Source organism: Desulfovibrio diazotrophicus, assembly GCF_902498985.2.
In the GTDB taxonomy this organism is placed as follows: Bacteria; Desulfobacterota; Desulfovibrionia; order Desulfovibrionales; family Desulfovibrionaceae; genus Desulfovibrio; species Desulfovibrio legallii.
On record NZ_OX346397.1, the window covers coordinates 980,112 to 1,004,216 of the forward strand.

At 65.2% G+C, this 24,105-nt stretch carries 16 protein-coding genes; all 16 read left to right on the forward strand.

The window, feature by feature from the left end; translation table 11 throughout:
- Positions 1-242: 242 nt before the first annotated feature.
- The 16 genes from J7I12_RS04225 to J7I12_RS04300 all read left to right on the forward strand — a co-directional run bounded on the left by J7I12_RS04225 (position 243) and on the right by J7I12_RS04300 (position 23,969).
- Positions 243-1,961 (forward strand): hypothetical protein, encoded by a 1,719-nt coding sequence (locus J7I12_RS04225; RefSeq protein ID WP_208360958.1) that lies wholly within the window; start codon positions 243-245, stop codon positions 1,959-1,961.
- Positions 1,958-2,716, forward strand: a complete 759-nt coding sequence (locus J7I12_RS04230) for a 16S rRNA (uracil(1498)-N(3))-methyltransferase (protein WP_208360959.1) — start codon at positions 1,958-1,960, stop codon at positions 2,714-2,716. Before J7I12_RS04225 ends, J7I12_RS04230 begins: the two co-directional genes overlap by 4 nt.
- Positions 2,713-3,945: a replication-associated recombination protein A gene (locus J7I12_RS04235; RefSeq protein WP_118230021.1), complete on the forward strand. Its 1,233-nt coding sequence runs from the start codon at positions 2,713-2,715 to the stop codon at positions 3,943-3,945. The genes J7I12_RS04230 and J7I12_RS04235 overlap by 4 nt, the downstream gene beginning before the upstream one ends.
- Entirely contained in the window at positions 3,942-4,766 is an 825-nt protein-coding gene (locus J7I12_RS04240) for a lysophospholipid acyltransferase family protein (protein ID WP_118230022.1), read from the forward strand. Before J7I12_RS04235 ends, J7I12_RS04240 begins: the two co-directional genes overlap by 4 nt.
- A 313-nt stretch (positions 4,767-5,079) precedes the next feature.
- Positions 5,080-5,658, forward strand: a complete 579-nt coding sequence (locus J7I12_RS04245) for a TetR/AcrR family transcriptional regulator (RefSeq protein ID WP_118230023.1) — start codon at positions 5,080-5,082, stop codon at positions 5,656-5,658.
- A 564-nt stretch (positions 5,659-6,222) separates the two neighbouring features.
- Positions 6,223-7,026: a YMGG-like glycine zipper-containing protein gene (locus tag J7I12_RS04250; protein ID WP_208360960.1), complete on the forward strand. Its 804-nt coding sequence runs from the start codon at positions 6,223-6,225 to the stop codon at positions 7,024-7,026.
- 316 nt (positions 7,027-7,342) lie between these two features.
- Positions 7,343-8,494, forward strand: a complete 1,152-nt coding sequence (locus J7I12_RS04255) for a S1 family peptidase (RefSeq protein WP_208360961.1) — start codon at positions 7,343-7,345, stop codon at positions 8,492-8,494.
- Positions 8,491-9,810, forward strand: coding sequence for an SrfA family protein (locus tag J7I12_RS04260; protein WP_208360962.1), 1,320 nt, complete (start codon positions 8,491-8,493; stop codon positions 9,808-9,810). Before J7I12_RS04255 ends, J7I12_RS04260 begins: the two co-directional genes overlap by 4 nt.
- 1 nt (position 9,811) lies before the next feature.
- Positions 9,812-13,117 (forward strand): virulence factor SrfB, encoded by a 3,306-nt coding sequence (locus J7I12_RS04265; protein WP_208360963.1) that lies wholly within the window; start codon positions 9,812-9,814, stop codon positions 13,115-13,117.
- A gap of 13 nt (positions 13,118-13,130) precedes the next feature.
- Positions 13,131-15,749, forward strand: coding sequence for a virulence factor SrfC family protein (locus tag J7I12_RS04270; RefSeq protein ID WP_118230028.1), 2,619 nt, complete (start codon positions 13,131-13,133; stop codon positions 15,747-15,749).
- A gap of 2 nt (positions 15,750-15,751) precedes the next feature.
- A complete protein-coding gene (locus J7I12_RS04275; protein WP_130957828.1) occupies positions 15,752-16,843 on the forward strand; it encodes an SEL1-like repeat protein in 1,092 nt (363 codons plus the stop codon).
- A gap of 13 nt (positions 16,844-16,856) precedes the next feature.
- Positions 16,857-18,833, forward strand: a complete 1,977-nt coding sequence (locus J7I12_RS04280) for a vWA domain-containing protein (RefSeq protein ID WP_118230032.1) — start codon at positions 16,857-16,859, stop codon at positions 18,831-18,833.
- On the forward strand, positions 18,808-19,782 hold the full coding sequence (locus J7I12_RS04285) for an ABC transporter ATP-binding protein (RefSeq protein WP_236031565.1): 975 nt from the start codon (positions 18,808-18,810) through the stop codon (positions 19,780-19,782). The genes J7I12_RS04280 and J7I12_RS04285 overlap by 26 nt, the downstream gene beginning before the upstream one ends.
- Positions 19,782-21,041, forward strand: coding sequence for an ABC transporter permease (locus J7I12_RS04290; RefSeq protein WP_207287306.1), 1,260 nt, complete (start codon positions 19,782-19,784; stop codon positions 21,039-21,041). The genes J7I12_RS04285 and J7I12_RS04290 overlap by 1 nt, the downstream gene beginning before the upstream one ends.
- Positions 21,034-22,704 (forward strand): formylglycine-generating enzyme family protein, encoded by a 1,671-nt coding sequence (locus J7I12_RS04295; RefSeq protein WP_208360965.1) that lies wholly within the window; start codon positions 21,034-21,036, stop codon positions 22,702-22,704. The genes J7I12_RS04290 and J7I12_RS04295 overlap by 8 nt, the downstream gene beginning before the upstream one ends.
- 359 nt (positions 22,705-23,063) lie before the next feature.
- Positions 23,064-23,969 carry an NAD(P)-dependent oxidoreductase gene (locus J7I12_RS04300; RefSeq protein ID WP_118230035.1) on the forward strand — a complete coding sequence of 302 codons (906 nt, stop codon included), beginning with the start codon at positions 23,064-23,066 and terminating at the stop codon, positions 23,967-23,969.
- Positions 23,970-24,105: the final 136 nt, after the last annotated feature.

Genomic DNA, 24,105 nt, shown 5'->3' on the forward strand with positions numbered 1-24,105 from the left:
GAATTGGAGGTCATGGCGGGTGGGGTTGATGGTGCGGCCGCGCCTACGGCGGCGTAAGGGAACGCATTTCTTGTAGCAAAGCGGGCCCAAGCCCGCAACTGCTTTTGCGCCTCGCGTCGGTCCTCGCGGCGGCCCCGGCCCACGCCCGAATTTGCGCAGGCGCGGATTATCCCGGTTTTACCTCTGGAAATATCTCTGAAAAAAAGCTAAATAGACAAAAAAATCTCTGATGGGGCGTGCGGATGATTAAATGGCAAGAAATTTTCAGCAAAAACGGCCTGCCCTGGCAGGACGCCGCCGAACTTGCCGCCCCGGTCGCCGTCAGCGGACTGCCTGAACTCAAGCAGTTTCTGGACGCGGTGCACATCCGCTTCTGCCTGGTCAAACCCTACCAGGAAAACAAGAATTACCCTCTGGTTGAAAGCCGGGAGCTCCTGCCCTCCTTTGACAACGATATGTTTGAATACAAAGAGCTGCCGGGCTTTGCGCTGGTGGCCTTTGCCCGGCAGCTGGACTATTTTTCCGAAATTTTTCAGTTCGACAAACTTCACCCGGTGATCATTGAAGGCGAAGGCGCCTGCTGCCCGCTGGAAAACCAGGTCATGGAACAAAACCTGCTGACCCTGGCCTCGCGCCTGCCGCGCCGCCACCAGGACGTGTTCCGCCAGCAGTTCCGTTCCGCCGACACGGCGCTGCTGGAAACCTACCCTGCCCTCATGCCCTATCTGCTGAGCATGGACAGGGCCCATGTGCTGGCCTGGGGCGCGGACAACACCTTTCACCTGGCGGGCATCTTTGCCTCCTTTCCTTCCGATATCGACAGCGAACTTAAGCGCTTTGGCATCCGCATCGGCAAGTTTGCCTACGGCGACAACGACATGTACGAACGCAACCGCATGTTCGTGTACCAGTATCTTATGGAGCTCTACGGCTTTCCCATTGTTTCGGAACGACGCACCTCCAGCGCCCTGTTCGCCCGCAAACTGCACAAAATGGGCGAGCGTTTTCTGCTCCGCGTGCTGGGCCAGACCGACCGCACTCTCACCACCTACTTTGCCGGAGGCGAAAACACGCGCTACCCCCGGTTGGAAAAAATCGCCCTGGTGGCCGTGGATCAGGACCAGGAAGAGGCCCTGGAAGTCATTGACCGCGACGGCTTTTTTCTTGACAAGCCCCGGCGCGTGGTCATCCTGCGCATAACCTACCGCCAGCACAGCTTTGATTCCAGCAACGTGCGCCAGGACCGCGCCCTCTCGGTCATTGCTCAGGAAGTGCTGCACCCGCTCACGGGCGAACCCCTGCGCGGGCTCAACATCATCAAGGACACTTCCAACATGTTTCTGCGCCTCAACGACATCGTGCGGGGCGAATACTCGGGACGCATCATTTACAAACGTACCGAAGTGGTAGAAAATACCGACACCCATGAAAAACGCCTCAAATTCCTCTACAGCTGGCTGACCAAGCACCAACGCCGCATGATCAGCTACAGCGACGAATTTTTCTCCAACGTGAGCAAGGTGCTTTCCAGCTACCTCTACTCGCCGGACAACGACGAGGTCTTTGAAAACCTGCGCGAACTTTATCAGGAGGTGCGCACCCGCTTCAGCTACATCCAGCAGGCTCGCCGGGTGCGCATCCTGGAGGACATCTGCCGACGCAGCCACAAGGGCGGCCGCCTCACCTACCGACAGGCCCTGCGCGAGGCCGTGGCTTTGCTCAATGAACTCCAGTTTGAAATAGTCAACTTTTTTCCCGCCCTGGTGGACGACATCATCAACTGCTTGGAACGCATCCTCGGCGACCGCTACCTGCAACGCACCTACCTCGAGCCGCCTGAAGACTCCCTGACCCCAGCCGGTCAGGAAATACGCAAAAACTACGGCCGGCTCGTGGCGCTGCAGGACGGCTTCAAGGCTGTGCGGCGGGCGCGTGGGGGCAAGGATACAGCTGTCACATGAACGGACCTTTCTTTTATCTGCCCCCGGAAGCCTGGGGGCCCGGCGTCTGCCTGGAAGGGCAGGAAGCACGTCACCTGGCGCAGGTGCTGCGCCTGACGCCCGGCTGCGAAGTCGGTTTGCTGGACGGTCAGGGCCGCCGGGGGCGCTTTGTACTGCGCGCGGTGAACAAAAAATCCGCCCGCCTGGAACGCTTGGAAGAAGAAACGCTGCCCCGGCCCAAGGCTTTGGCCGTCATGGCCCTGGCCTTCAGCAAGGCTGTGCGGCGTGGCTTTTTTATGGAAAAGGCCGTGGAGCTGGGCGCTCACGGCGTGTGGCTGTGGCAGGGCGACCACAGCCAGGGCCGACTGCCCGCCGCCGCGCGGGAAACCTGCCGGGGGCAGATGGTGGCCGGGGCCAAACAAAGCGGCAACGCCTGGCTGCCCGATGTGCGCGCCCTCACCGGCGGTGTGGACCAGCTCGTCAGCCTGGCGGCAACGGCCGACTACCGCATTCTGCCCTGGGAAATGCAGGACGGCGTGCCCATGCTCACCCCCGACCTGGCCGGACGCCCTGGCCTCACCGTCTATGTCATCGGGCCTGAAGGCGGCTTTTCAGAGCGGGAGCTTGCGGCCCTGCGCACAGCGGGCTTTACGGCCGTAAGTCTGGGCGGCCGCGTGCTGCGCTGCGAAACGGCGGCCACCCTCTGCCTGGGCCTGCACTGGTGGGCCGCGCAACTGCCCGGCGGCCCGGACGCCGGGGGAGGCAGCCCCGCGTGAGCGTACAACAGCCCTTACCGGAACGTTTGCGCCCCGACGACCTGAACCTTTTTTTGGGCCAAAGCCATCTGGGAGAGCGGCTGCGTTCGCTCATGCAGGCCAAGCGCCTGCCCAGTCTGCTCTTTTTCGGCCCGCCGGGCTGCGGCAAGTCTACCCTGGCCCTGCTGCTGGCCAAAGGCACGGGGAAAAAGTACCTGCGCCTCAGCGCGCCCGAGGCCGGCTTGCAGCATTTGCGCCGCGCCCTTACGGGCGTGGAGGTGCTGGTGCTGGACGAACTGCATCGTTTTTCCAAGGCGCAACAGGACTTTTTTCTGCCCTTGGTGGAGTCGGGCGAACTGACCCTGCTGGCCACCACTACAGAAAATCCATCTTTCAGCGTCACCCGGCAGTTGCTTTCGCGGCTGCATGTGCTGCGCCTGCGCCCCTTGGGCCATGCGGAAATGCTGGAGCTGGCCCGGCGCGGAGCCAAGGATCTGGGCCTGGAACTGGCCGAACCCGTGGCTGACCTGCTGGCGGGCGTAGCCCACGGCGACGCCCGCACCCTGCTCAATCTGGTGGAATATGTGGCCGTCCTGCCGGAAGACCGCCGCGAACTGGAGCAGGTCAGGGCCGCTTTGCCCGAAATTCTGCAACGCCATGACAAGGACGGCGACAGCCACTATGAGCTGGCCTCGGCGCTGATCAAATCCATCCGGGGCAGCGACGTGGACGCGGCCCTCTACTACCTGGCCTGCCTGCTGGAAGGGGGAGAAGACCCGCGCTTTGTCTGCCGCAGGCTCATCCTTTCCGCTTCCGAAGATGTGGGCCTGGCCGACCCCGCCGCCCTCTCCCTGGCTGTGGCCTGCCAGCAGGCCGTGGAATTTGTGGGCATGCCCGAAGGCTTCATCCCCCTGGCGGAAACCGTCACCTACCTGGCCCTGGCCCGCAAAAGCAATTCCAGTTACGCGGCCTACCTCAATGCCGCGCGCGAGGTAAAGCTCAACGGCGCGCGGGCTGTGCCCCTGCATCTGCGCAACCCTTCCACCCAGCTGCAAAAAGACTGGGGGTACGGCAAGGAATACAAATACCCTCACAATGTTCCCGAATCCTGGGTGCCGCAGGACTACCTGCCGCCCGAACTGGCGGGGCGGCGTTTTTACCAGCCCCGCGACAACGGCGAAGAACCGCGCCTGAGCCAATGGTGGCGCAGGCTGCTTCGCCAGAGCAAAAAAACGGATCCGCAATCATGAATCCCTTTGAGGACGGGGCGCTCTGCGCCAAATTCCTTACCGGCAACGCCTACCGCAGCCCAGATCTGCGCACGGGCCTGTTCAGCCGCATGCTGCCTTCCCTCAGTTTTTACAGCCGCCTGTTCCTGGGCCCGGTGCGCTGGCTGTGCCGCCGCGCCGCCCGCGGCCTGTGCGATGACGCGGCCTGGGTCTACGCCAGCGTCTGGGTAGCGGACCTCATGGAGCGCCTGGGCTGCCCGGTGGAGGTTCAGGGCATGGAGGCCATTGACGCCGTGGACGGCCCCTGCCTGTTTGTGGCCAACCACATGAGCACGCTGGAAACCTTTATGCTGCCCGGCATTATCCGGCCGCGCCGCCCCGTGACCTTTGTGGTCAAGCAAAGCCTCACCACCATGCCCTTTTTCGGTCCGGTAATGCGTTCGCGCGACCCCATTGTGGTGGGCCGCACCAACCCGCGCGAAGACCTCAAGGCCGTATTGGAAGGCGGCCTGGAGCGCCTGCGCAAGGGCATTTCTATCATTGTTTTTCCCCAGCATACCCGCTCCAGCATTTTTGCCCCCCAGCAGTTCAACAGCATCGGCATCAAACTGGCCAAAAAAGCCGCCGTGCCCGTAGTGCCCCTGGCGCTCAAGACCGACGCCTGGGGAACGGGCAAAAAAATCAAGGAGCTTGGACCGGTCCGGCCGGGGTTGCCCGTACGCTTCAGCTTTGCCCCTCCGCTGCAGATCAGCGGTCCGGGCAAAGAAGAACACGCCGCCATCTGCCGCTATATTGACGAACACCTGCGGCAGTGGCAGCGCACGGACGGCATCAATGCCTGAGCAAGCCCGCGCCTGCGACACACCTGAAGCATTCGCCTTGACTTCACCTTTTTGTACTGGTATGACTTCTTGCCAGGATAGTGCACATAATGCAATGTGTTGACGGCGGCGCGGGCTGAACCTGCGACGCAGACGCCGCCGACAAACGGCCGGACCTGCAGCGCCCACGGCAGATCAGGTCCGCAACGTTTGCAGCGGCAAGTTTATGCGCCGGAAAAGACCTGTATAGACCTTTGCGAAGGGCTACGCCAAAGGTTATATGTTTTTTAACGCGCATCCCCATTGACTGTTCCAACAACCAACGCCCACGACCATGACGCAAAAAAACAAGAAAGAAGCTCTGCTCCAGGCGGCCAAAGAACTGTTCGGCGAATATGGCTATGTGGAAACCACTTTCAAAAAAATCTCCGAACGGGCGGGCGTAGCCCTGGGCCTTCTGACCCACCACTACGGCAACAAAGAAAAGCTCTTTCTCGCCTCCGGACTGGACGTGCTGGAACACTTTCTCGTCAAGCTGCGCGAAGCCACGGCCCAGGGACACAACGGCTTTGACGCCGCGCTGCGCTTCTGCAAGGCCTATCTTGATTTTTCCATAGACCCGGATTCCAGCTGGCTCGTGCTGGTGCGATGTTCTCCTTACAGCGATATGAAAACCAAGACGGACCGGGACATCATGGATTCCATGTTCTCTCAGGTGCACCAGGAGCTGGAACGGGTCATCGCCAAGGGCGTGGCCGACGGCAGCATTGTTTCGGTAGACAGCCACGCCACCGCGCAGGTCATCATTTCGCTCATGGTGGGGGCCAACCGTACCCGCGTGCTTACGCCTTACGCCGCACCGGATCTCTATCAGGAAGTGCTGGACTTCGTGGCCCGCTCCATCCGGCCCTGACTGCGGTTCAGGCTGCGGCCCTGTTCGCCGCCTTTCGCCAACACCCAGAGCCCGCGCCAGCCCCTCCGCCCGCAACCGGCGGGGGCTGCGTCCGTCCAGAGGCCGCCGCCCCCCTCCCGCCGAAATGGTCTGGGGCAGATTACCTTTGAGAATATGCCTTCTCAAAGGTTACGGCGCGTTCGTTCCGGAGCTGAACCGCGCAAAGGCATGGCGGTGCTGTCCTCATCCGGCGCCAGCGCTGCTGTCTTTGCCCGCAACTTCCTTCATTGTAATGGGCCAAGCTCCAGCGTCGCAACGGCTGCAGCTGCGCTTGCGCCTCTCCGGCGGGCGTCTGCTTACGCAACCGCCAGGACATTGCACCTTTGCAAGGCCCTGAACGCGGCTGCCCCCGTTCCCCCTGCCTTGTCCCGCCCCTCCTGCCGGGGCAGCCCCTTTTCGTTTCCACACGGGCTTGTCAGCCTTTGTCCGTCGGCTGCCCGGCGATGGCGGCGCTTGCTGTTTGCCCTTCTTTTGCGGTACCATCGCCATGTTGGCATTTCCTCAACCGCTTTCAGGAGGCCGTACATGCCCCGTTATCTGCAACTGCCCGTCCTTCTGCTCCTGACGGGCAGCCTGTTGTTGTCCGGTTGCGCCAGCAAGTACGGCGCACAACAAACCAAGGTCAATTATTATCCCCAGTGCTATCAGCCCGTCAGCGCCCTCCGTCAGGATGAGAACAGCACGGGTTCCAGCACGGCCGCAGGGGCCGTGGGCGGCGCACTACTGGGAGCGCTCATCGGCGGGCTTGCCACCGGCAAGGTGCAGGGCGCGGTGGCCGGAGCCGCCGCCGGCGGCGCAGTCGGCGCTGTGGGCGGCAATATTTACGGCAAATCCCAGGCTAAAAAGCGTGATGCGGCTTACGTGGAAAGTTACAACCGGCAGTTGGGCGCCGAGGCGGCCAGCATGAACCGCTCCACCGCCGCCGCCAAAGTGGCCGCCAAGTGTTACGACGAACAATTCAAACTGGCCGCCGACCAGTTCCGGGCCGGACAGATCTCCCGTCTGGAATTTCAGCAGCGCTACGACGAAATCCGCAGCGGTCTTGCAGAAACTTCGTATATTCTGGGTGACACCGCCGCCACCATGGCCCGCAAGGACGGCGAATACCGCCAGGCCCTCGCCGAACCCTACGCCACCGCACAGCCGACGGCCGCCACAGCCCCTGCCGGCAAAAAAACCAAAACCGCCAAACCGGCCGCCCCCAAAAGCAATGTGGCGGCCTCGGCTTCGGAATGGAAGCAGTCCCGGCAGGATCTGGAAAGCACCAAAAACGACCTGGACCAAAGGGTGACCAGCTACGACGAGACCGTCAAAAATCTTCTGGGCTGAGGCCGCACGGACAGCCTGACCGTGTGCCGTCCGTTCCCGGCCCCGGCCCCGTTCCCGGCCCCGCCCCATTCCCAGCACGGACCGGGGACGTCGTTTCCGGCGCGGCTGCAGGCGCGCAAAAGCCTGCGGCTCCGCTGCCTTGCAGGTGCAGGCAGGTCGTATGCAGGCGGCGTAAGCAACCGCCCGTCACACAGGTGTAAGCGCGCGTTTTTTGCGCTGGCAAGCACCGAAGTGAGCGTAGTAAAATCTTTGAGAATGGATACTCTCAAAGTTGCAATGCTTTCCTTTAAAGGTATAGTGCCACGTGGAGCGGCGCATGGAACAATCCCAGCAGCAATCCCAGCAGCAATCCCCCCAGCAGGACCCCCAGCAGGTCCGGCAGCCCGATCCGGCAACGGACGTCACAGACGCGGCCCCGCGCCCCTGGTACGCCCGGCCGCTGCTCTGGTCCCTGCTTCTGCTGCTGGCCCTGGCCCTGCTGGCCGCCTGGCTGTTCTGGCAGGAGCGACAGGCCGCTCTTGCCGCGCAGGCCCGCCTGGATCAGGAAACCGCCGCAGCCCGTGAGCACAACGCCGAGCTGGCGGCTTTTCTGCAGCGGCTGCGGGCTCTGCTCACCCAAGACCCCTGCGAAGTGCAGCGGCAGCTGCCCCTGCTCACGCCCCCCGTCGGCATCACCTGGCCGCCCTTGGGCGTGACCGCGCCCGGACAAAGCCCGACGCCGAAGGCGGCCGCAGAGGCCGAAACCCCGGCCACCGCAGCGGCCACGCCCCACACAACGCCCGCCCCGACCGCGCAGGCCGCCCAGCCCGGCAGCGTGGCGGCGCTGCTGGAACAGGCCACCGTGCTGGTCCTGGCCCTGCGGCCTGAAGGGCTGGTGCTGGGTTCGGGCTTTTTTGTGGCCCAGGGGGCCGTAGCCACCAACGCACATGTGGTGGCGCAAGCCAGTCAGGTCGTGGTGGTCAACAAGGCTCTGGGCAAGCCTCTGGCCGCCACTGTCAAAGCCCTGAGCGTGAACAACAACGAAGATTTCGCCCTGCTGGCCGTGCCGGACGCGCCCGCCATCACGCCCCTGGCCTTCACCGATACGGTAAGCCGCACCCAAAGGGTCAGCGCTTGGGGCTTTCCCGGCGCGGTCACCACGGACGATCCCAAATTTGCAGCCCTTTTGCGCGGCCAAAGCGCCCAGGCCCCGGAAGTGGTCTATACCGACGGCGTGGTGAGCGTGGTGCTGGACCGCACGCCGCCCCTTATCGTGCACACGGCCACGGTTTCCCAGGGCAACAGCGGCGGCCCCCTGGTGGACGAGCAGGGCCGGGTGGTGGGCATCAATACCGCCATCAAACTGGACGACGCCTCCTACCGGCAGTCCAGTCTGGCCATTGTCAGTGCGCGCCTGGCGGACTTTTTACGCAAGGCCGGCCTGACCGTGCGCCGTGACGCGCCCGCCGCCGCAGGAGGCCGGTCATGAGCGTGCGCATCGCCACCAGCCTGCGCGGGCGCATGCGCGCCCTGGCCAGTCAGGGGATATTTGCCACGGACTGTTACGAGCAGCTGCACACGCTGGTGCTCAACCATCTGGGGCAGGAGCACGCCGCCCTGCTGGCCGAACCCCAGCACAACAGCCAGAACGACAGCGTGGACTGGTACGCCGAAGGCCAGGGCCCGGCCGTGCCCCTGACCGATCTGCCGCCGCAGGAAGCGGACACCTTGCGCGCCAAAGCCGGAGGTCTGGCCAGAGACATCCGGGGGCTTTCCGAAAGCCTCACGGCAGACGCCCAGGCCCGCCAGGCCCTGGCCGGACAGATGCTGCGCCTGGCCCTGCAGCACCCCGCGCCCGAAGACCTCTGGAGCGTGGACGGCAGGCCCGTGCTTGTCAACTGGGGTTTTGGGCCCAGCAGCGGCAGCGCCCAGCCGCAGGACCTGGCCCGTCTGGGCCCGGCCGCCCCCCCGCCGCCTCCGGCAATGCCCGCAGCCGTGGCCCCTGCAGCCAGGCCGGGCTGCCTGCCCTGGCTGCTGCCTCTGCTTCTGCTGCTTTTGCTGCTTTGGCTTCTGGGCGCGGCTCTGGGGCTTTTACCCCCGCCCCTGCCCACGGGCTGCACGCCGGTGGACCGCACGGCCCTTACGGCAGAAGAACAGAAAACCGCCGCCCAGGAGGACGAACTCGCCCTGCTCTGGCGGCAGCTGCAGGAGCGCGCGGCCCAGTGCAAGCCAGCAACGCCCCCCGTGGCGGAAAAGAAGCCGGCGCCGGTCGCGCCGGAGCCGGAAGTGGTTACGCCCTTCTTTGGCGAAACGCCGGCAACGCCGCCGGAACCCGTCAAACCCAAAGAACAGCCCAAGCCGCAGCCCAAACCCAAGGTCGAGCCCAAGCCCGTGGAACAGCCCAAACCGCAGCCGCAGAAAAAAAAGAATGAGGATCTGAACATTCCCAAAGACGCTGCCAAAAAGAACGACCTGAGCTTTCTGGAAGGCTGCTGGACCAGCGAAACGGGCCTCTATTCCCATCCGTCCAACGAACCCATCGTGGCGGAATACTGCTTTGATAAAAGCGGCAAAGGTCGCCGTTTCGTGCGCGAACGCAACGGCCAGGTCTGCAGCGGCACGGCCACGGCGCGCTTCCAGGGCGGCAACCTGCAGTTTGAGTCCAACCAGGCCCGCTGCCCACGCGGCGGCACCTATGTGCCGCAGAAGGTGGAGTGCACGGGCAGTGAAAACACCACCCAGTGCAAGGGCAGAGAATTGGGCGGGGCCAACCACAAGTGGGACGCCCGCTTCAGAAGGAAGTAGCATGGACGCCATTCCCCGGTATCTTTCCCCGGTCAGCATCATCCCTGGCGGCTGCCCGCAGTTTCTGGATTTTGAACTGCCGACGTCCGACCTCGCGTCGTTGAAGCGCTATTTTTATGAAGAGGTGCGACAGCCGGAAGCCAACGCCCCGGATATGCCGGATGCGACGGAAAACCGTTACAAACACCTGCTGCACTGCCTGCGGGAAGAAAAAACGGACACCAGCCAGAGCGGAACCTATGTGGACATGATCACCGGGCAGCCCTGTGGAACCCCTGACGACGGCGAACTCAAGATATATGCCAAATCCGCCCTGACGGAACGGGACCTCTGGCAGGGGCAGTGGCTGCCCGTACCCTTTCTGCGCACCCTGGACCAGTTCTGGCCCGATGGAGGCAAGCGCTTTGAGTACGGCCCCTCCAACTGGGTGCGGGCCAGGGTCACCCCCTCGGATCGGCATCCCGGCATGACGCGCGTGGTCCTGCTGTTTGACACCACCGTGGAAAATCGGCCGGAACAGGGCGAACGCTACTATGCCCTCTCGCCCCAGGACGTGACGGACCACGGGCACTTTATGCTGGCCCACCATGTGCGCGACAACGCCTGGTTTCTCAACGCGCCCTGGGTGGACGAGTGGCTGGCCGGGCTCTACGACACCCTGAAGCAGGCCGAATCTTCCGAACGCGGTCGGCGCGGCTCCTGGCGGGACCACACCGCCAACGTGCTGGAGCACCTGGCCTCCTACCTCACCTGGCTGGAAATCCTGCAGAAAGCCTGCGGACACCTGGCCGTACAGGTCATCAATCCGGACCGGGACACCCCCGTGGACGTGGACCTGGTGCTGGACATCGGCAATTCGCGCACCACGGGCATTCTGGTGGAAACCCTGCCCCAGCGCGTCACCAACCTCAACGACAGTTATCTGCTGGAACTGCGTGACCTGAGCGAGCCCGAAAACGTCTACGCCGAACCTTTTGAAACTCGCGTGGAATTTGTGGACGCCCAGTTCGGCAACGACGCCCTTTCCCGCCGCTCCGGCCGACAGACGCCCGCCTTTGCCTGGCCCTCGGCCGTGCGCATCGGGCCAGAGGCCGCCCGCCTGGCCACCCAGGCCGTGTGCGCCGAAGGCACCACGGGCATGTCCAGCCCCAAACGCTACCTTTGGGACGAACGCCCATGGCTGCAAAGCTGGCGCTACAACACGGGCGGCAGGGCAGAGCCCATGGTCAGCCGCGGGCTCTTCCCCCGGCAGCTCAACCCCCTGGGCACGCCCCTGGCCTGCTTCGGCGACCCCCTGTTCAAGAAAAGCCCGGCCCTGCGCAAGCAGCAGGCCGAACCCATCTTTGAATCCCTGTTCACCCGCTCTTCACTCATGCTTTTTATGCTGGGGGAAATCCTCACCCAGGCCCTGGTCACCATTAATTCCCCGGCCACCCGCGCCCGCCGGGAGCAACCCAATCTGCCCCGCCGCCTGCGGCGGCTCATCTTTACCGTGCCCACGGCCATGCCCGTGGCGGAAAAACGCATCTTCCGCCGCTGGGTCACCTGGGCCGTGCGGGTAGTCTGGCAGGCCCTGGGTTGGAGCCAGTGGTACGCGCCCGCGCCTGCGGTCCAGACCGGGGGCGACTACCGCCAAAGCCCGCTGGTGCGCTGCGACTGGGACGAAGCCAGCTGCTCCCAACTGGTGCTCCTCTATAACGAACTGGCCGTCAAACAGCACGGTGACGCCCACCACCTCTTCCGTCTCATGGGCAAACCCCGCGCGGCCTGCGGCAACCGGCCCTGCGTGCGCATGGCTTCCATAGACATCGGCGGCGGCACTACTGACCTTTCCATTACCACATTTGAGCTGGCCAGCGGCGAAGGCGATACCCCCCGCATTGTGCCCCATACCGCATTTCGCGATGGTTTTAACATCGCCGGAGATGAAGTGCTGCGCGAAGTGGTGGCCAACCACGTCATCCCAGCTATCGGCAAGGCGTTGGAAGCCCAGGGCCTGGCCGAACCCCGCGCCCTGCTGGGCCAGCTTTTCGGCCGGGACGCCATCGGCATGTCGCAGGAAGAACGCAATACCCGCGTACGCCTGGTGCGGCAGATCGCCGTGCCCGTGGCCCTGGGCCTGCTGGCCGCCTGCGAGAATCCGGATCTGGACGGCCTCAACCAGACCTGCCCGCTGGAGCGTTTTTTTGAAGCCGACCCCCGGCGCAACCTTGCGGCCGAGGCCGACGACCCGCCCGCTCCGGGACAAAACGGCACAGATGCCAACGCCAAAAACGCCGGCAATGACGGCAGGAGCCGCCCCCTGTCCGCCGACCTGCCGCAGGACGCCGCCGCCCAGCCCGGCCAGGACAACGTCCGCGAAGGGGACGCCGCCGATGCGCCCTTCTTTGCCGCACCCGCGCCCCGTCCCCAGCAGGACACCTTGCGGGCCGTGGAAGAGCTGGTGCGCCGCGCCGCACCCGCCATCCAGCGCTTCAATATTCTGGACGTGCCCATCCAGGTCTGCCCGGCCGCTGTGGGGGCCACCATCCGCGCCACCCTGGGCGGTCCGCTTTCTGCCCTCTGCGAGCTGGTGCACATATACGACTGCGACGTGCTGCTGCTCACCGGCCGCCCCAGCGCCTGGTCGGCTGTGGTGGATTCGGTGCTGGCCCGGCTGCCCGTGCCGCCGGACAGGATCATCCCCATGCGGCGCTACCGCGCGGGGGCCTGGTACCCCTTTGCCGACGCTCTGGGCCGCATCAGCGACCCCAAAACTACCGTAGTGGTGGGGGCCATTCTCTGCGCTCTGGCCGACGGACACCTGGAAGGTTTTTCCTTTGATTCCGCATCGCTGCGCCTGACTTCCACAGCGCGCTACATTGGCGAAACAGACATCAACGGCCAGCTGCGCCGGGCCAAGGTCTGGTTTACCGTGGACGTGGACAGCAATGAGGGCAGCGAACAAAGCCGCAGAGTAGCCTTCAGCGGTCCCCTTTCCATCGGCTACCGCCAACTGGACGCCGAGCGCTGGCCTACCACCCGCTACCACCTGCTGACGTTTACGGATGAGGCGGCGCGCTCCCGCGCTGCGGGACGCCTGCCCTATACCGTGGAAGTGCGTCTGAGCGTAGCGGACGTCTGGGACGACGCCCCCCGCACTGTCGACGGGGACGAAAACCGCAGCGAAGGCGAGTTCCACATTGACGCCATTGAGGACAACCAGGGTCGCAACGTGGACCGGCGCGATCTGGAAATCCGCCTGCAAACCCTCAAACTGGACGAAGGCTACTGGCTGGACACGGGCATCGTGACCGACGCCGGCTGATATGGGGAACGTCATGCAACAGCAGGATAGCGAACTGGCGCGGCACTGCCGCCAACTGGCCGAAACCGCCCGTGAAGCCGGCGGCTGGCTTGCGGACAACGCCGCTCTGGTGGGCGGCGAACGCGCGGCCCTGCAAAAGGACATGCGCCAGGCGGCCCGTTTTTTCAGCAAATGCGAGCAGGCGGCCGTGCGCAAGATGTGCGTGGGCGTCTTTGGCCCCAGTCAATCGGGCAAGTCCTACCTTATCTCCGCCTTGGCCAGCAATGCGGCGGGCGTGCTGCTGGCCGACTTTTGCGGTGCAGAACACGATTTTATCAAAGAAATAAACCCGGAAGGCGGCAAGGAATCCACAGGCCTGGTCACCCGCTTCACCACTACCAGGCCCGAAGGCGTCAGCGCGGCCTATCCCATCCGCCTGCGTCTGCTGTCGGAAACGGACGTGGCCCGCGTGCTGGCCAACACCTACTATGCCGACTGCGACCACAAAGACGCCCCCGATGCCGACGCCCTGCGCGCCGCCCTGGAGGCCCTGGCCGCCCGCGCCGCCGCCGCGCCCCTGTCCGGCGGCCTGAGCGGCGACGATGTGGAAGAATTGCGGGATTATGTGCACAAAAACTTCGCCTCCCGCCCGCGCGTCCAACTGCTCCAAAACGGCTACTGGGCGCGGGCCGTGGAGCTGGCCCCCCGCCTGAATCTGGAAGACCGCGCCGCGCTGCTGGGCCTGATCTGGGACAGCGTGCCGCAGTTTCAGGCCGTCTATCTGGAACTCTGCGCGGCTCTGCGCGACCTGGGCAACCCCACGGAGGCCTTCTGCCCGCCCGAAGCGCTCATCCCGCGTGCCAACAGCATCATTGACGTGGCCCGTCTGCACGGTCTGGGCACGCCTGCCGGGGACGACACCTTGTCCGTCACCACCGACGCGGGCCGCACAACACGCCTGCCCCGGGCCGTCGTCACGGCCCTCACGGCCGAGATTACCATCTACATGCGCGAAAAACCTGATGATTTCTTTGACTACACCGACCTGCTGGACTTTCCCGGCTACCGGGCGCGCTACAAATTCACCAATCTGCGTGAGGCCTTGGAAAGCAAAAAGGAAACCCTCAAGGAACTGTTCCTGCGCGGCAAGGTGGCCTATCTTTTTGAGCGCTATCGAGAGGAAAAAGAACTCACCAGCATGCTGCTCTGCATCGGCCCCAGCACCCAGGAGGTGCAGGATCTGCCCCAGGCCGTTTACGAGTGGATCTGCTCCACCCACGGCGAACAACCGCAGATGCGCGCGGGCAAGCCCCCGGCCCTGTTCTTTGTGCTCACCAAGATGGACATGGAATTTGAAAAAAAGGCCGGCTCCCCCTCAGTGGAAACCCGCTGGACCACCAGACTGGAATCCTCTCTGGTCAACTTTTTTGGCCAGATGCACGACTGGCCGCAAAACTGGGACGGCGTGCACCCCTTCAACAACGTCTTTTTGCTGCGCAATCCCAATTTTCTCTGCGAGGCCATCTTCACCTACGACCAGCGGCGAGAAACCGGCATTCGCCCGGAGCAACGCGCATTTGTGGAAGAAGTGCGCCAAGCCTTCCTCCAGTCCCCCTTGGTGCGGCGGCATGTGGCCGACCCGGAAACTGTCTGGCAGGCGGCCATGACCCTCAACGACGGCGGCGTTTCCCTGCTGCGCGAACGCCTGCGGCCCCTGTGCAACCCGGAGCTCAAACGCCGACAGATCAGCGTGAGCCTGACGGAACGCAACGCCCGTCTGCGCACGGCCCTGGCCCCCTTCTATCGCAGCGACGACAGGGAAGAACTGCGCCGCCAAAAAGAACAGCTCGCCCGCACCCTGGCCGCGCTGCTGGCCGGCGTGGCGGAAAAACAGCTCTTCGGCGCGCTGCTGCGCCGTCTGCAGGTGCGGGACGAAGACCTTTACGAACTGTGCTGCAACGCCTGGCAAAACCCGACCTTTGGCGAGGCCCCGACCGCGCAGGTGGTGGGTACCCGTGTGGCTGCCAGTGACATCCTGAGCGATATTTTCGGCGACGCTGCTCCGGCCGCACCGGTACAGGAAACCGCCGCCACAGCCAGGGACACGGCGGGCGCGTTCGCCACTATGGTACTGGACCACTGGATCGAACGCCTGCGCCAGTTCGGCGGCAGCACAGAAGTGCGCACACTGTTCGGCCTGCCCGCGCGGGAGGTAGACCAGCTCTGCCACGAACTGGTCCAGGCCGCCGCCCGCTGCCGGCTGCGGGAAAACCTGGAGGCTGAATTGCGCGGCAACACGGCCTACGGCAACCTGGCCCGCGAGCGACAGGTCTGGAAGCAGGTCAGTCTGGCGGCGGACGCCATTAACGCCTTTGTGGACTGGCTGGACTTTGACCCCCGCAACAAAAGCCGGGCCGAGCGCACCCTCACCCAGGGAGGCAAGGCCGTAAGCCTGTTCGATCCGCCTCCGGATATAGTGGGCGAACCCCACATTGGCGAGCAGGAAGCCCCCTACGACCGCCTCTGGTATACGGACTGGCTGCGCGCCCTGGTGGCCAACATCATGACGAACGTGGATTTTGACGGCCAGCAGAACGTGAATCCGGAACAAAATAATCGCCTGCGCGACATCCTGCAGGTTTTCAAGGACTAGCCATGCGCGCCACCATCACTGCGGACGCCGGGCGCGGCCCCGGCTGTGCCGTTATTGTCATTGCGGACGCCCCGGAAACGGCCGGGCCGGCATTTCTTCTCCGCCGGGCTTCGGACCAGAAAAGCCTCACCACCGCCGGCTGGCAGGAAAACGAAACCCGCCTCAGCCCCGACCACTGGGAACGCCAGGGCGCAGACCTGCGCCTGCTGGTGGGCCCCGCCGTGGTGGACGCGCTGGACGATCTGGACGCCTACCGCCTGACCTTGGTCAATGCCGCGCCCTGCGTGCTGCAGGTAGGACCGCTGGTCTATTCGCCCATGCGCGGCGGGCACGGCCTGGCGGACGCCGCGCCCACGCCGGCCCCGGATCCCGAACCGGAACCGGCCCCATCGCCCACCCCGGAGCCCGCAGCGCCGCCGGAAGAAGCCGCTCCGGCAGAACCAACGGCGGAAGGCCTCAACGCGCCCGACGCGCCACCCCTGGCCCTGGAGCCAGAAGCGCCCGCCCCCAGGCGCAATCTGCCCTTGCTCCTGATCCTGGGTCTGTTGCTCCTGGCCATTCTGGCTTTTGCCCTGTGGTGGTTTGCCCTGCGCGGGCCGGTCGCGCCGTCGGCCCCCGCCGCAACGGCAGACACGCCCGCCGCAAGGGGAAGTACAGACGCGGCCGCTCCGGCACAGCAGCAAGCTGAACAGGCGCAGAGCACACCGGCGCAGCAGTCCCCCCTGCGCATGGCCAGAGAAATGCTGCGCGGTCAGGCCCAGCCGGAACAGAGTCTGAGCGCGGCCGGTCCCCTGCGTACGCCGCAGGCGAGCCCGGAACAGAGCGACGCGGCCTTTCTGCTGCTGGAAGACGCGGCGCAAAAGGGCAATGCCGCGGCCATGTACATGGTGGCCCAGTTTTATGACCCACAAAGCAGGCTGCCGCGCGGCAGCCTGCCTGTGGACCTGACCCAGGCCAGACGCTGGTATGAAGCAGCCCTACAAAAGGGCCACGCTGAAGCCCGCCCGGCCCTGGACGCCCTGCGCGCCTACGCCAAAACCCAGGCGGACAAGGGCGACGCCGAAGCCGCCGCCCTGCTGCAGGACTGGAAATAAGCGAGGAAAAACCATGCTCTCCCTTCTCCGCCCCGTACGGCGCGTGTGTTGTTGCCTGTTGCTGGCCCTGACCGCCCTGCAGCTGAGCGCGTTGTGGGCCGAGGCCGCCCCCCTGCTGCAAGAGGGCAAAAAAAGCCTCTACCAACGGGTGGTCAGCCACCCCGGCGCGGCCCTGCTGGCCGAACCCAAGGCCGACGCCGCCGTGCTGACCCAGGCGGTGACGCCCTTCACCGTATTCTATGTCTACGCCCGGCAGGAGGGCTGGCTTCAGGTGGGCGTTTCCACCAGTCAGCCCCAGGGCTGGCTGGAAGCGGCCAAGACCACGGCCTGGAACCAGTCCCTCACCCTGCTTTTCTCACCCCGCACCGGCCGCGACCCCGTGCTCTTTTTCCGCACCCGGCAGGCCCTGGACGACCTTTGCGCCGCGCCGGACATGGAAACGCGCCTGACCGCGCTGGAAGCGCAGGCCGCCGCCCTGCGCGCCCAAAGCGCCCCCGCACCGGAAAGCCTGCCCATTGTGGCCGCGGAACCGGCGGACGCCGCCGGGGCCGTTTCTGAAAAGCGCTTCTACCTCATGCCCATTCTGGACATGAAAGACCCTTACGCGGGCGTCAAGTTCCTGCAGGTGGCCTCCATTGATCCCGGCAACTACGGCAAGAACAAAAACGCGCCTTCAGGCCCGCCCAAAACCGGCATTGCCCTGGTGCTCGACACCAGCATTTCCATGAAGCCCTATATTGACCAGAGCCTCAACGTGGTGCGCCAGATCTACGACAGCATTGAAAAAAGCAACCTGGCCGACAAGGTGGGCTTTGCCGTAGTGGCCTTCCGCAGCAGCACCAAGGCCCGGCCCGGCCTGGAGTACACCACAAAAGTGGTCAGCGACTTTGCCACGGCCAAGGACCGCAAAAGTCTGGAAAACAACCTCGCCAAGGTACAGGAGGCCACAGTTTCCAGCCACGACTTCAATGAAGACTCCCTGGCGGGCGTGCAGGCCGCCGTGCAGGACCTCAACTGGGGACCCTACGCCTCCCGGCTCATCCTGCTTATTTCCGACGCCGGGCCGCTCAGGAGCACGGATCCCTACGCCTCCGTGCGCATGGGCCCCAGCGAAGTCAACGACCTGGCCCGGCAAAAGGGCATCTGGATCACCGCGCTGCACGTCAAAAGCCCCGCAGGACGGGCCAACCACGCCTATGCGGAACAGAGCTACCGCGCCCTGAGCCGCCTTTCCGGCGAAAAGTCCAACTACCAGGCCGTGGCCGCGCCCACGCCGCAGGCCGGGGCCGCCCAATTCGCCGCCGTGACCAAAACCCTGGCTTCGGGCATGCTGGACATGGTCCGCAACACGGCGGCGGGCAAGATCATGACCAAACCCAAGGACGAAAAACCGCAGAAGGAAACGCCGGAAACTGAAGCCGCCCGTCTGGCTGCCACGCTGGGCTACGCCATGCAGTTGGAATACCTGGGCCGCGCGCGGGAAAATCAGGCCCCCAGCGTGGTCAACTCCTGGATAGCGGATATGGATCTGGCCCGCCTGGCCCGCAAGGAGCAGGTCCCCAGCGTGGAGGTGGCCGTACTCCTGACCAAAAATCAGCTCAGCGACCTGAGCAGCCAGCTTAAAACCATTATCGACAATGCCGAACGCACCAAAAAAACCGACGCGCGCGACTTTTTCCAGGGGGTGCTTTCCGCCTCCACCCGCATGGCCCGCGACCCCAACTTGCCCACCCAGGGCAAAACCCTGGCCGAACTGGGCGTGCTGGCGGAATTTCTGGACGGCCTGCCCTATAAGAGCGACGTCATGCTGCTGCGCGAGGAAGACTGGTACCGCATGAGCGTGGGCGAACAGACAACCTTCATCAACCGGCTCAAGTCCCGCCTGGCCCGCTATGAAGAATACGACCGCGACCGCGCCAACTGGGAAAACTTCGGCCAGACTGACGCCGGGGAGTGGGTCTACCGTGTGCCCTTGCGCATGCTGCCCTGAGGCAGCCGCGCCCGCGCAGCCGCTTGCGCCCACCGCCGCCCCTGCGGCGGACCCGGTGTTCCGGCTGCGTCGGGTGCGCAAGACCCGCCCCGGCGACGCGGGCTTTTGCCTGCGCATAGACCGGCTTGACGTGCCGCGCGGCTCCCTGCTGGCCCTGGTGGGCCCCAGCGGCTGCGGCAAAAGCACGGCCCTGGACCTGCTGGCCTGCGCCTTGCGGCCCGACGCGCCCGCGTCCGCCCCTTCAAAAACGGAACAAGCCGCACCGGAAAAAACCGCCTTTACCTTCGCGCCCACGCCGGACACGCACACGGACGTGCTGGCCGCCTGGGAGCACGGCGGCACGGACGCTCTGGCCCGGCTGCGCCTGCGCCACCTGGGCTATGTGCTGCAGACCGGCGGTCTGCTGCCATTTCTCACTGCGCAGGAAAATATTCTGCTGCGCTGCCGCGCCCTGGGCCTTACGCCCGCGCGGCCCACGGCTGTCCCCCACGTTTTGGGCAAGGCTTCCGCCACGGCTCCCGCCAAGGATCTTGGGGGCGCCGCCGATGAAGTGGCCGCACGTCTGGGCATCACAAAACTGCTGCACCAGTACCCGGCCACCCTGTCCGTGGGCGAACGCCAGCGCGTGGCCATTGCCGCGGCCCTGGCCCACAGCCCTGCGGTGGTGCTGGCGGACGAGCCCACCGCCGCCCTGGACCCTCTGCACGCGGACGCCGTGCTGCGCCTGCTGGCCCAGCTGACGCGCGAAGGCGGCATCACCGTCATCATGGTCACCCACAACAGGCAAGCGGCCCAGGACGCTGGTTTCACCCCCGTGCCCGTACGCCTGACTGCCACGGGGGACGCGACCCTGGCCCGCATCGCCTGGCCGGACGCGGAAGAGCCGGACGCCACGACGCCGGACCAGAGCCGCCCGCCCCACAGGGCCGACAAGGAGGTCCGGTCCTGATGGCCGCCCGTACCCACCGCGTCATGTGCCGGCTGGCCTGCCGGGACTATCTGCGCGAAGCGCTGCTCTCAGCCTGCGCCGTGCTGGGCCTGGCCGCCGTGCTCACGCCCCTGCTGGTGCTCTACGGCGTCAAATTCGGCGTGGTGCAGACCCTCACGGACAGACTGCAGCACGACCCCCGCAACCTGGAAGTAAGCCCCGTCAGCAGTGGGCGTTTTACCCTGCAGGATGTGGAAAAATTCGCCGCACGGCCTGACGTGGCCTTTGCTCTGCCCCGCACCCGCGCCATCGCCGCGACCATGGACCTGCGCAACGGCAAGGAAGGCGCGCGCAAAACCGTGACGGCTTCCCTGGAGCCCAGCGCCGCGGGCGACCCCCTGCTTGCCCGCTATGGCGTCCCCGCACCCGTCATGCCCGCCCAGCCTTTGGCCGCGCCCGTGGAGGTGACGCTTTCCGCCCCGGCGGCGGAAAAACTGGGCTGCAGCCTGGGGGACACGCTTACGGGCACGCTGGAGCGTCGCTATCAGGGGCAGGTGCAGCGGGCGCGCGTGACTCTGCGCGTGGCGGGCGTCCTGCCTTTGGCCGCACAGCAGAAGGATGTGGCCTTTGTGCCCTTGCCCCTGGCCCAGGCAACGGAGGACTACCGCGACGGCCGCGCCGTGCCGGAGCTGGGGACGGCCCAGGGCTGGACCGGCGAACCGCGACCGGAAGGCCCACGCCTCTACCCCGGTTTCCGCCTGTACGCCTCCTCCCTGGAGGCCGTCACGGGTCTGCGGGAGTTTTTCGCCGGGCAGGGGTTGGAAGTCTACACCCATGCGGCGGAAATCGAACAGGTGACCAGCCTTTCCCGCGCCCTGAACACCGTTTTTGCACTCATCTGCGCGGCCGCCGCCGCCGGATTTCTGGCTTCCACAGCCAGCAGCGCCCTGGCCGGGGTCAAACGCAAGGAACGCATGCTGGGGCTGCTGCGTCTCACGGGCTTCGGCACCGGCGCATTGCTGCTCTTTCCTCTTGTGCAGGCCCTGCTCACCGCCCTGCTTGGTACGGCCACGGCCATGGGCGTCTACGCCGCGGCCGCTGCGGTCATCAACCATCTTTTCGCGGCCAGCCTCGGCGATATGGAGCAGGTCTGCCGCCTGCTGCCCAGGCATGTGCTGCTGGTCTTTGCCGCCGTAGCCGGCCTGGCCCTGACCGCGGCTCTGGGCCCGGCCTTGCGGGCTACCCGCATTGAGCCTTCGGAGGTCATCCGCGATGTCTGACATACGCCTGCGCTTCGGTTTGTTGCTTTGTCTGACCGTTCTGCTGTTTTCCCCGCCCGACGCCCACGCCGCCCTGGAACGCAAAACCGCCGTGAGCGCGGCCGCCGCCTGCAATCCCCAGCCAGAGGCAGAGGACATCGTGCTGCCCATGCCCTGCGGCCTGAGCATGGCCTTTCGCCTGGTGGCCGTGCCCGCCAAGGGCCTGCTCTGGGACATGCCCCTGCGTCCAGGCCTGGACGACAGCGCCCACCAGGACCGGGCCTTCTACGACCGCCGCTACAACGCCGCCCTTTCCGGCGCGCTGACCCTGGCGGACCTGCCCCCGTCCTGGCGCGCCCAGGCCCCCAAGGGTGAACACTTTTTCTACCTGATGGCCAAATACGAGGTTTCCAACCTCCAGTGGCGGGCGGTCATGGACAACGCCTGCCCCAACGTGCAGCAGCCCGATGCGGACGCCGCCCGCCCGGTGACGGACATCAGCTGGTACGACGCCGTGGACTTTACCCGCCGCTACACCACCTGGCTTTTGCAGAACGCCCCGGAGGCCCTGCCCCGCTTTGCCGGCGACAAACGCAACGTGGGCTTTGTGCGCCTGCCCACGGAAACCGAGTGGGAATACGCGGCGCGCGGCGGCCAGACCGCCGGGGCCCAGCAATTGCTGGATGAAGACTTCTTTGCCCTTCCGGCCGGGGCCCGCAAGGCGGACTACGCCGTGTACCGAGCCGCTGCAGGCCCGCAGGCCGAGGCCACGGCCAATATTGGTTCGCGCAGGCCCAATCCTCTGGGTCTTTATGACACGGCGGGCAATGCGGCGGAAATGGTCCTGGACACGTTCCGCTTTTCCGTGGCCGGGCGGCTGCACGGCTCCGCCGGAGGGTTTGTGCGCAAGGGCGGTTCCTTCCTTTCCGACGATGCGGGCATTTTACCCGGCCGCAGAGAAGAGGCAGCCTTTTTTCTGGCCGATGGCCCGGCCCACGCCCGCGATTTGGGCTTCCGGCCCGTGGTCAGCGGCATCAACACACCCGGCGGCGACCGCCCGGCAGAACTGCTGGCCGACTGGAACAAGGCCGGCGAGCAGCCCGTGACCGCTGACGCGGCCCGCAATCCGCTGGAGGAGCTGGACCGCCTGCTGGCCGCCGCGCCAGATAAGGCGGCCCGCGACAATTTGCTGCGCCTGCGCGCCACCATCAAAGAAAACAACATCATGCAGGAGCGGCAGAAACAGCTGGAGGCCCTCTCTCTGCTGCGCACAGGTGTATATATGACTGAAACTATTCGCAATTACGATATACGCCGCCGCAGCCTGCAATCCCAGATCACGAGCATGGGGCGCGAAATAGCCGCCGCCAAAGGCGCAACACTTGAAAAGCTGCGCGGGATATTGGATACTGCGCACAGAGGCCTGGCCATGCTGGATACCAGCTTTGCCCAGTCCCTGACCTTTTACCGCAGCAAGGTGGAAGAGACCGCCCGGCTCACGCCGGATGCGCTCGCCGCCGCCCGCCAGTCCCTGGAAAAGGACTTTACCGGCGACGACCCCTTTAACCAGAACATGCGCCGTAACCTGGACCTGTTCCGCCGCCATGTGGACCTGACGCGCCGGAACAAACCCCTCTCGCGAGAGGCCATGCAAAAAGAACTGTTGGAACGGCGTTTTCAGTAAAGCAGATTGCCTTTGAGAATATGTATTCTCAAGGTTTACAGCACGCGCGTTCCGGCGCTTACCCGCGCAAGCGCATAACGCTGCTGTCTTGGCCCGCAGCGTCCTTCGCCATAACGGGTCAAGCTCCGGCGTCGCAACAGCTGATGCTAGCCTTGCGCCTCCACGGCGGGCGACTGCTGACGCAACCGCCAGGAGGCATCAGAGCGTTGCAATGCCGCTCTGAAAGGCCCTGACAGACCGCCTGGGGCAGGGACGTCCCCTTGCTGCAACACCGCAATCCACGCGGCGAAGGGAAGCGGCGCAATCCGCCCCCACCACTGCCGCAGTGACCGCCGCTATGGCTCAAAGGAGTTTGGAACATGGCAGAAAAATTACGCATCGGCTGGATCGGCACCGGAGTCATGGGCCTCTGCATGGCTGGACATCTGCAGGCTCTTGGCCTGCCCCTCACCGTATACAACCGCACCAAAGCCAAGGCCGACCCCCTGCTGGCCAAGGGTGCGCGGTGGGCGGAGACCCCCCGCGCCGTGGCCGAAGCCTCGGATGTGGTCTTTACCATGGTCAGCTACCCCCGCGACGTGGAAAGCGTCATTCTGGGCGAAACCGGCGTGCTGCCCGGCCTGGCCAAGGGCGGCGTGGTCTGCGATATGAGCACTTCCAGCCCTGTCCTGGCCGAACGCATTGCCGCCGAAGCCCTGAAAAAGGGCTGCCTGAGCATGGATGCCCCAGTTACCGGCGGGGACGTGGGCGCGCGCGAAGGTACGCTCTGCATCTTTGTGGGCGGCGACAAGCAAGGCTACCAACGTCTACTGCCCTGCCTTGAAGCTATGGGCAAAAAAGTCCTGCACTGCGGCCCCGCCGGCATGGGCCAGCGGGCCAAGCTCGCCAACCAGATCGCCATTGCCGGCGTCATGTTCAGCATCTGCGAATCCTTCCTTTTCGCGCAGCAGGCCGGGCTGGACGTGCCCCAGTGGAAAGAACTGGTGGCCGCGGGTTCCGGCGGCAGCCTGGCCATGAACAACCTGGGCGACCGCATCCTCAAGGGCGATTTCGCCCCCGGCTTCTTTATCGACCACTTTATCAAAGACTTGGGCCTCTGCCTTGAAGAATGCCGCCGCATGAAGCTCGTCCTGCCCGGCACTGCCGCAGCGGAACAGGTCTACCGCATCATGCAGGCCAAGGGTCAGGGCAGCAAGGGTACGCAGGCCCTTATCCAGGGCCTGGCCGACATCTCCGGCGCCACTTGGACGCCCTGCTGCAAGTAAAACCGTTTGTCGGATGGGGGGTAAGACCCCCACCCGGCATACCGCGTGTTATCGCTGCAGGCACAGGCCTCGGCCCCGCTGCCGAGGCTCGCAGCCGTCCGTTGGCAGTCAGAGTTACGCCTCCGCGCCCCGCTCT

Bases quoted from the DNA above. Each gene is read 5' to 3' on its own strand.
- J7I12_RS04225 (WP_208360958.1), top strand. From the start codon at position 243: ATGATTAAATGGCAAGAAATTTTCAGCAAAAACGGCCTGCCCTGGCAG.
- J7I12_RS04230 (WP_208360959.1), top strand. From the start codon at position 1,958: ATGAACGGACCTTTCTTTTATCTGCCCCCGGAAGCCTGGGGGCCCGGC.
- J7I12_RS04240 (WP_118230022.1), top strand. From the start codon at position 3,942: ATGAATCCCTTTGAGGACGGGGCGCTCTGCGCCAAATTCCTTACCGGC.
- J7I12_RS04245 (WP_118230023.1), top strand. From the start codon at position 5,080: ATGACGCAAAAAAACAAGAAAGAAGCTCTGCTCCAGGCGGCCAAAGAA.
- J7I12_RS04250 (WP_208360960.1), top strand. From the start codon at position 6,223: ATGCCCCGTTATCTGCAACTGCCCGTCCTTCTGCTCCTGACGGGCAGC.
- J7I12_RS04255 (WP_208360961.1), top strand. From the start codon at position 7,343: ATGGAACAATCCCAGCAGCAATCCCAGCAGCAATCCCCCCAGCAGGAC.
- J7I12_RS04260 (WP_208360962.1), top strand. From the start codon at position 8,491: ATGAGCGTGCGCATCGCCACCAGCCTGCGCGGGCGCATGCGCGCCCTG.
- J7I12_RS04265 (WP_208360963.1), top strand. From the start codon at position 9,812: ATGGACGCCATTCCCCGGTATCTTTCCCCGGTCAGCATCATCCCTGGC.
- J7I12_RS04270 (WP_118230028.1), top strand. From the start codon at position 13,131: ATGCAACAGCAGGATAGCGAACTGGCGCGGCACTGCCGCCAACTGGCC.
- J7I12_RS04275 (WP_130957828.1), top strand. From the start codon at position 15,752: ATGCGCGCCACCATCACTGCGGACGCCGGGCGCGGCCCCGGCTGTGCC.
- J7I12_RS04280 (WP_118230032.1), top strand. From the start codon at position 16,857: ATGCTCTCCCTTCTCCGCCCCGTACGGCGCGTGTGTTGTTGCCTGTTG.
- J7I12_RS04290 (WP_207287306.1), top strand. From the start codon at position 19,782: ATGGCCGCCCGTACCCACCGCGTCATGTGCCGGCTGGCCTGCCGGGAC.
- J7I12_RS04295 (WP_208360965.1), top strand. From the start codon at position 21,034: ATGTCTGACATACGCCTGCGCTTCGGTTTGTTGCTTTGTCTGACCGTT.
- J7I12_RS04300 (WP_118230035.1), top strand. From the start codon at position 23,064: ATGGCAGAAAAATTACGCATCGGCTGGATCGGCACCGGAGTCATGGGC.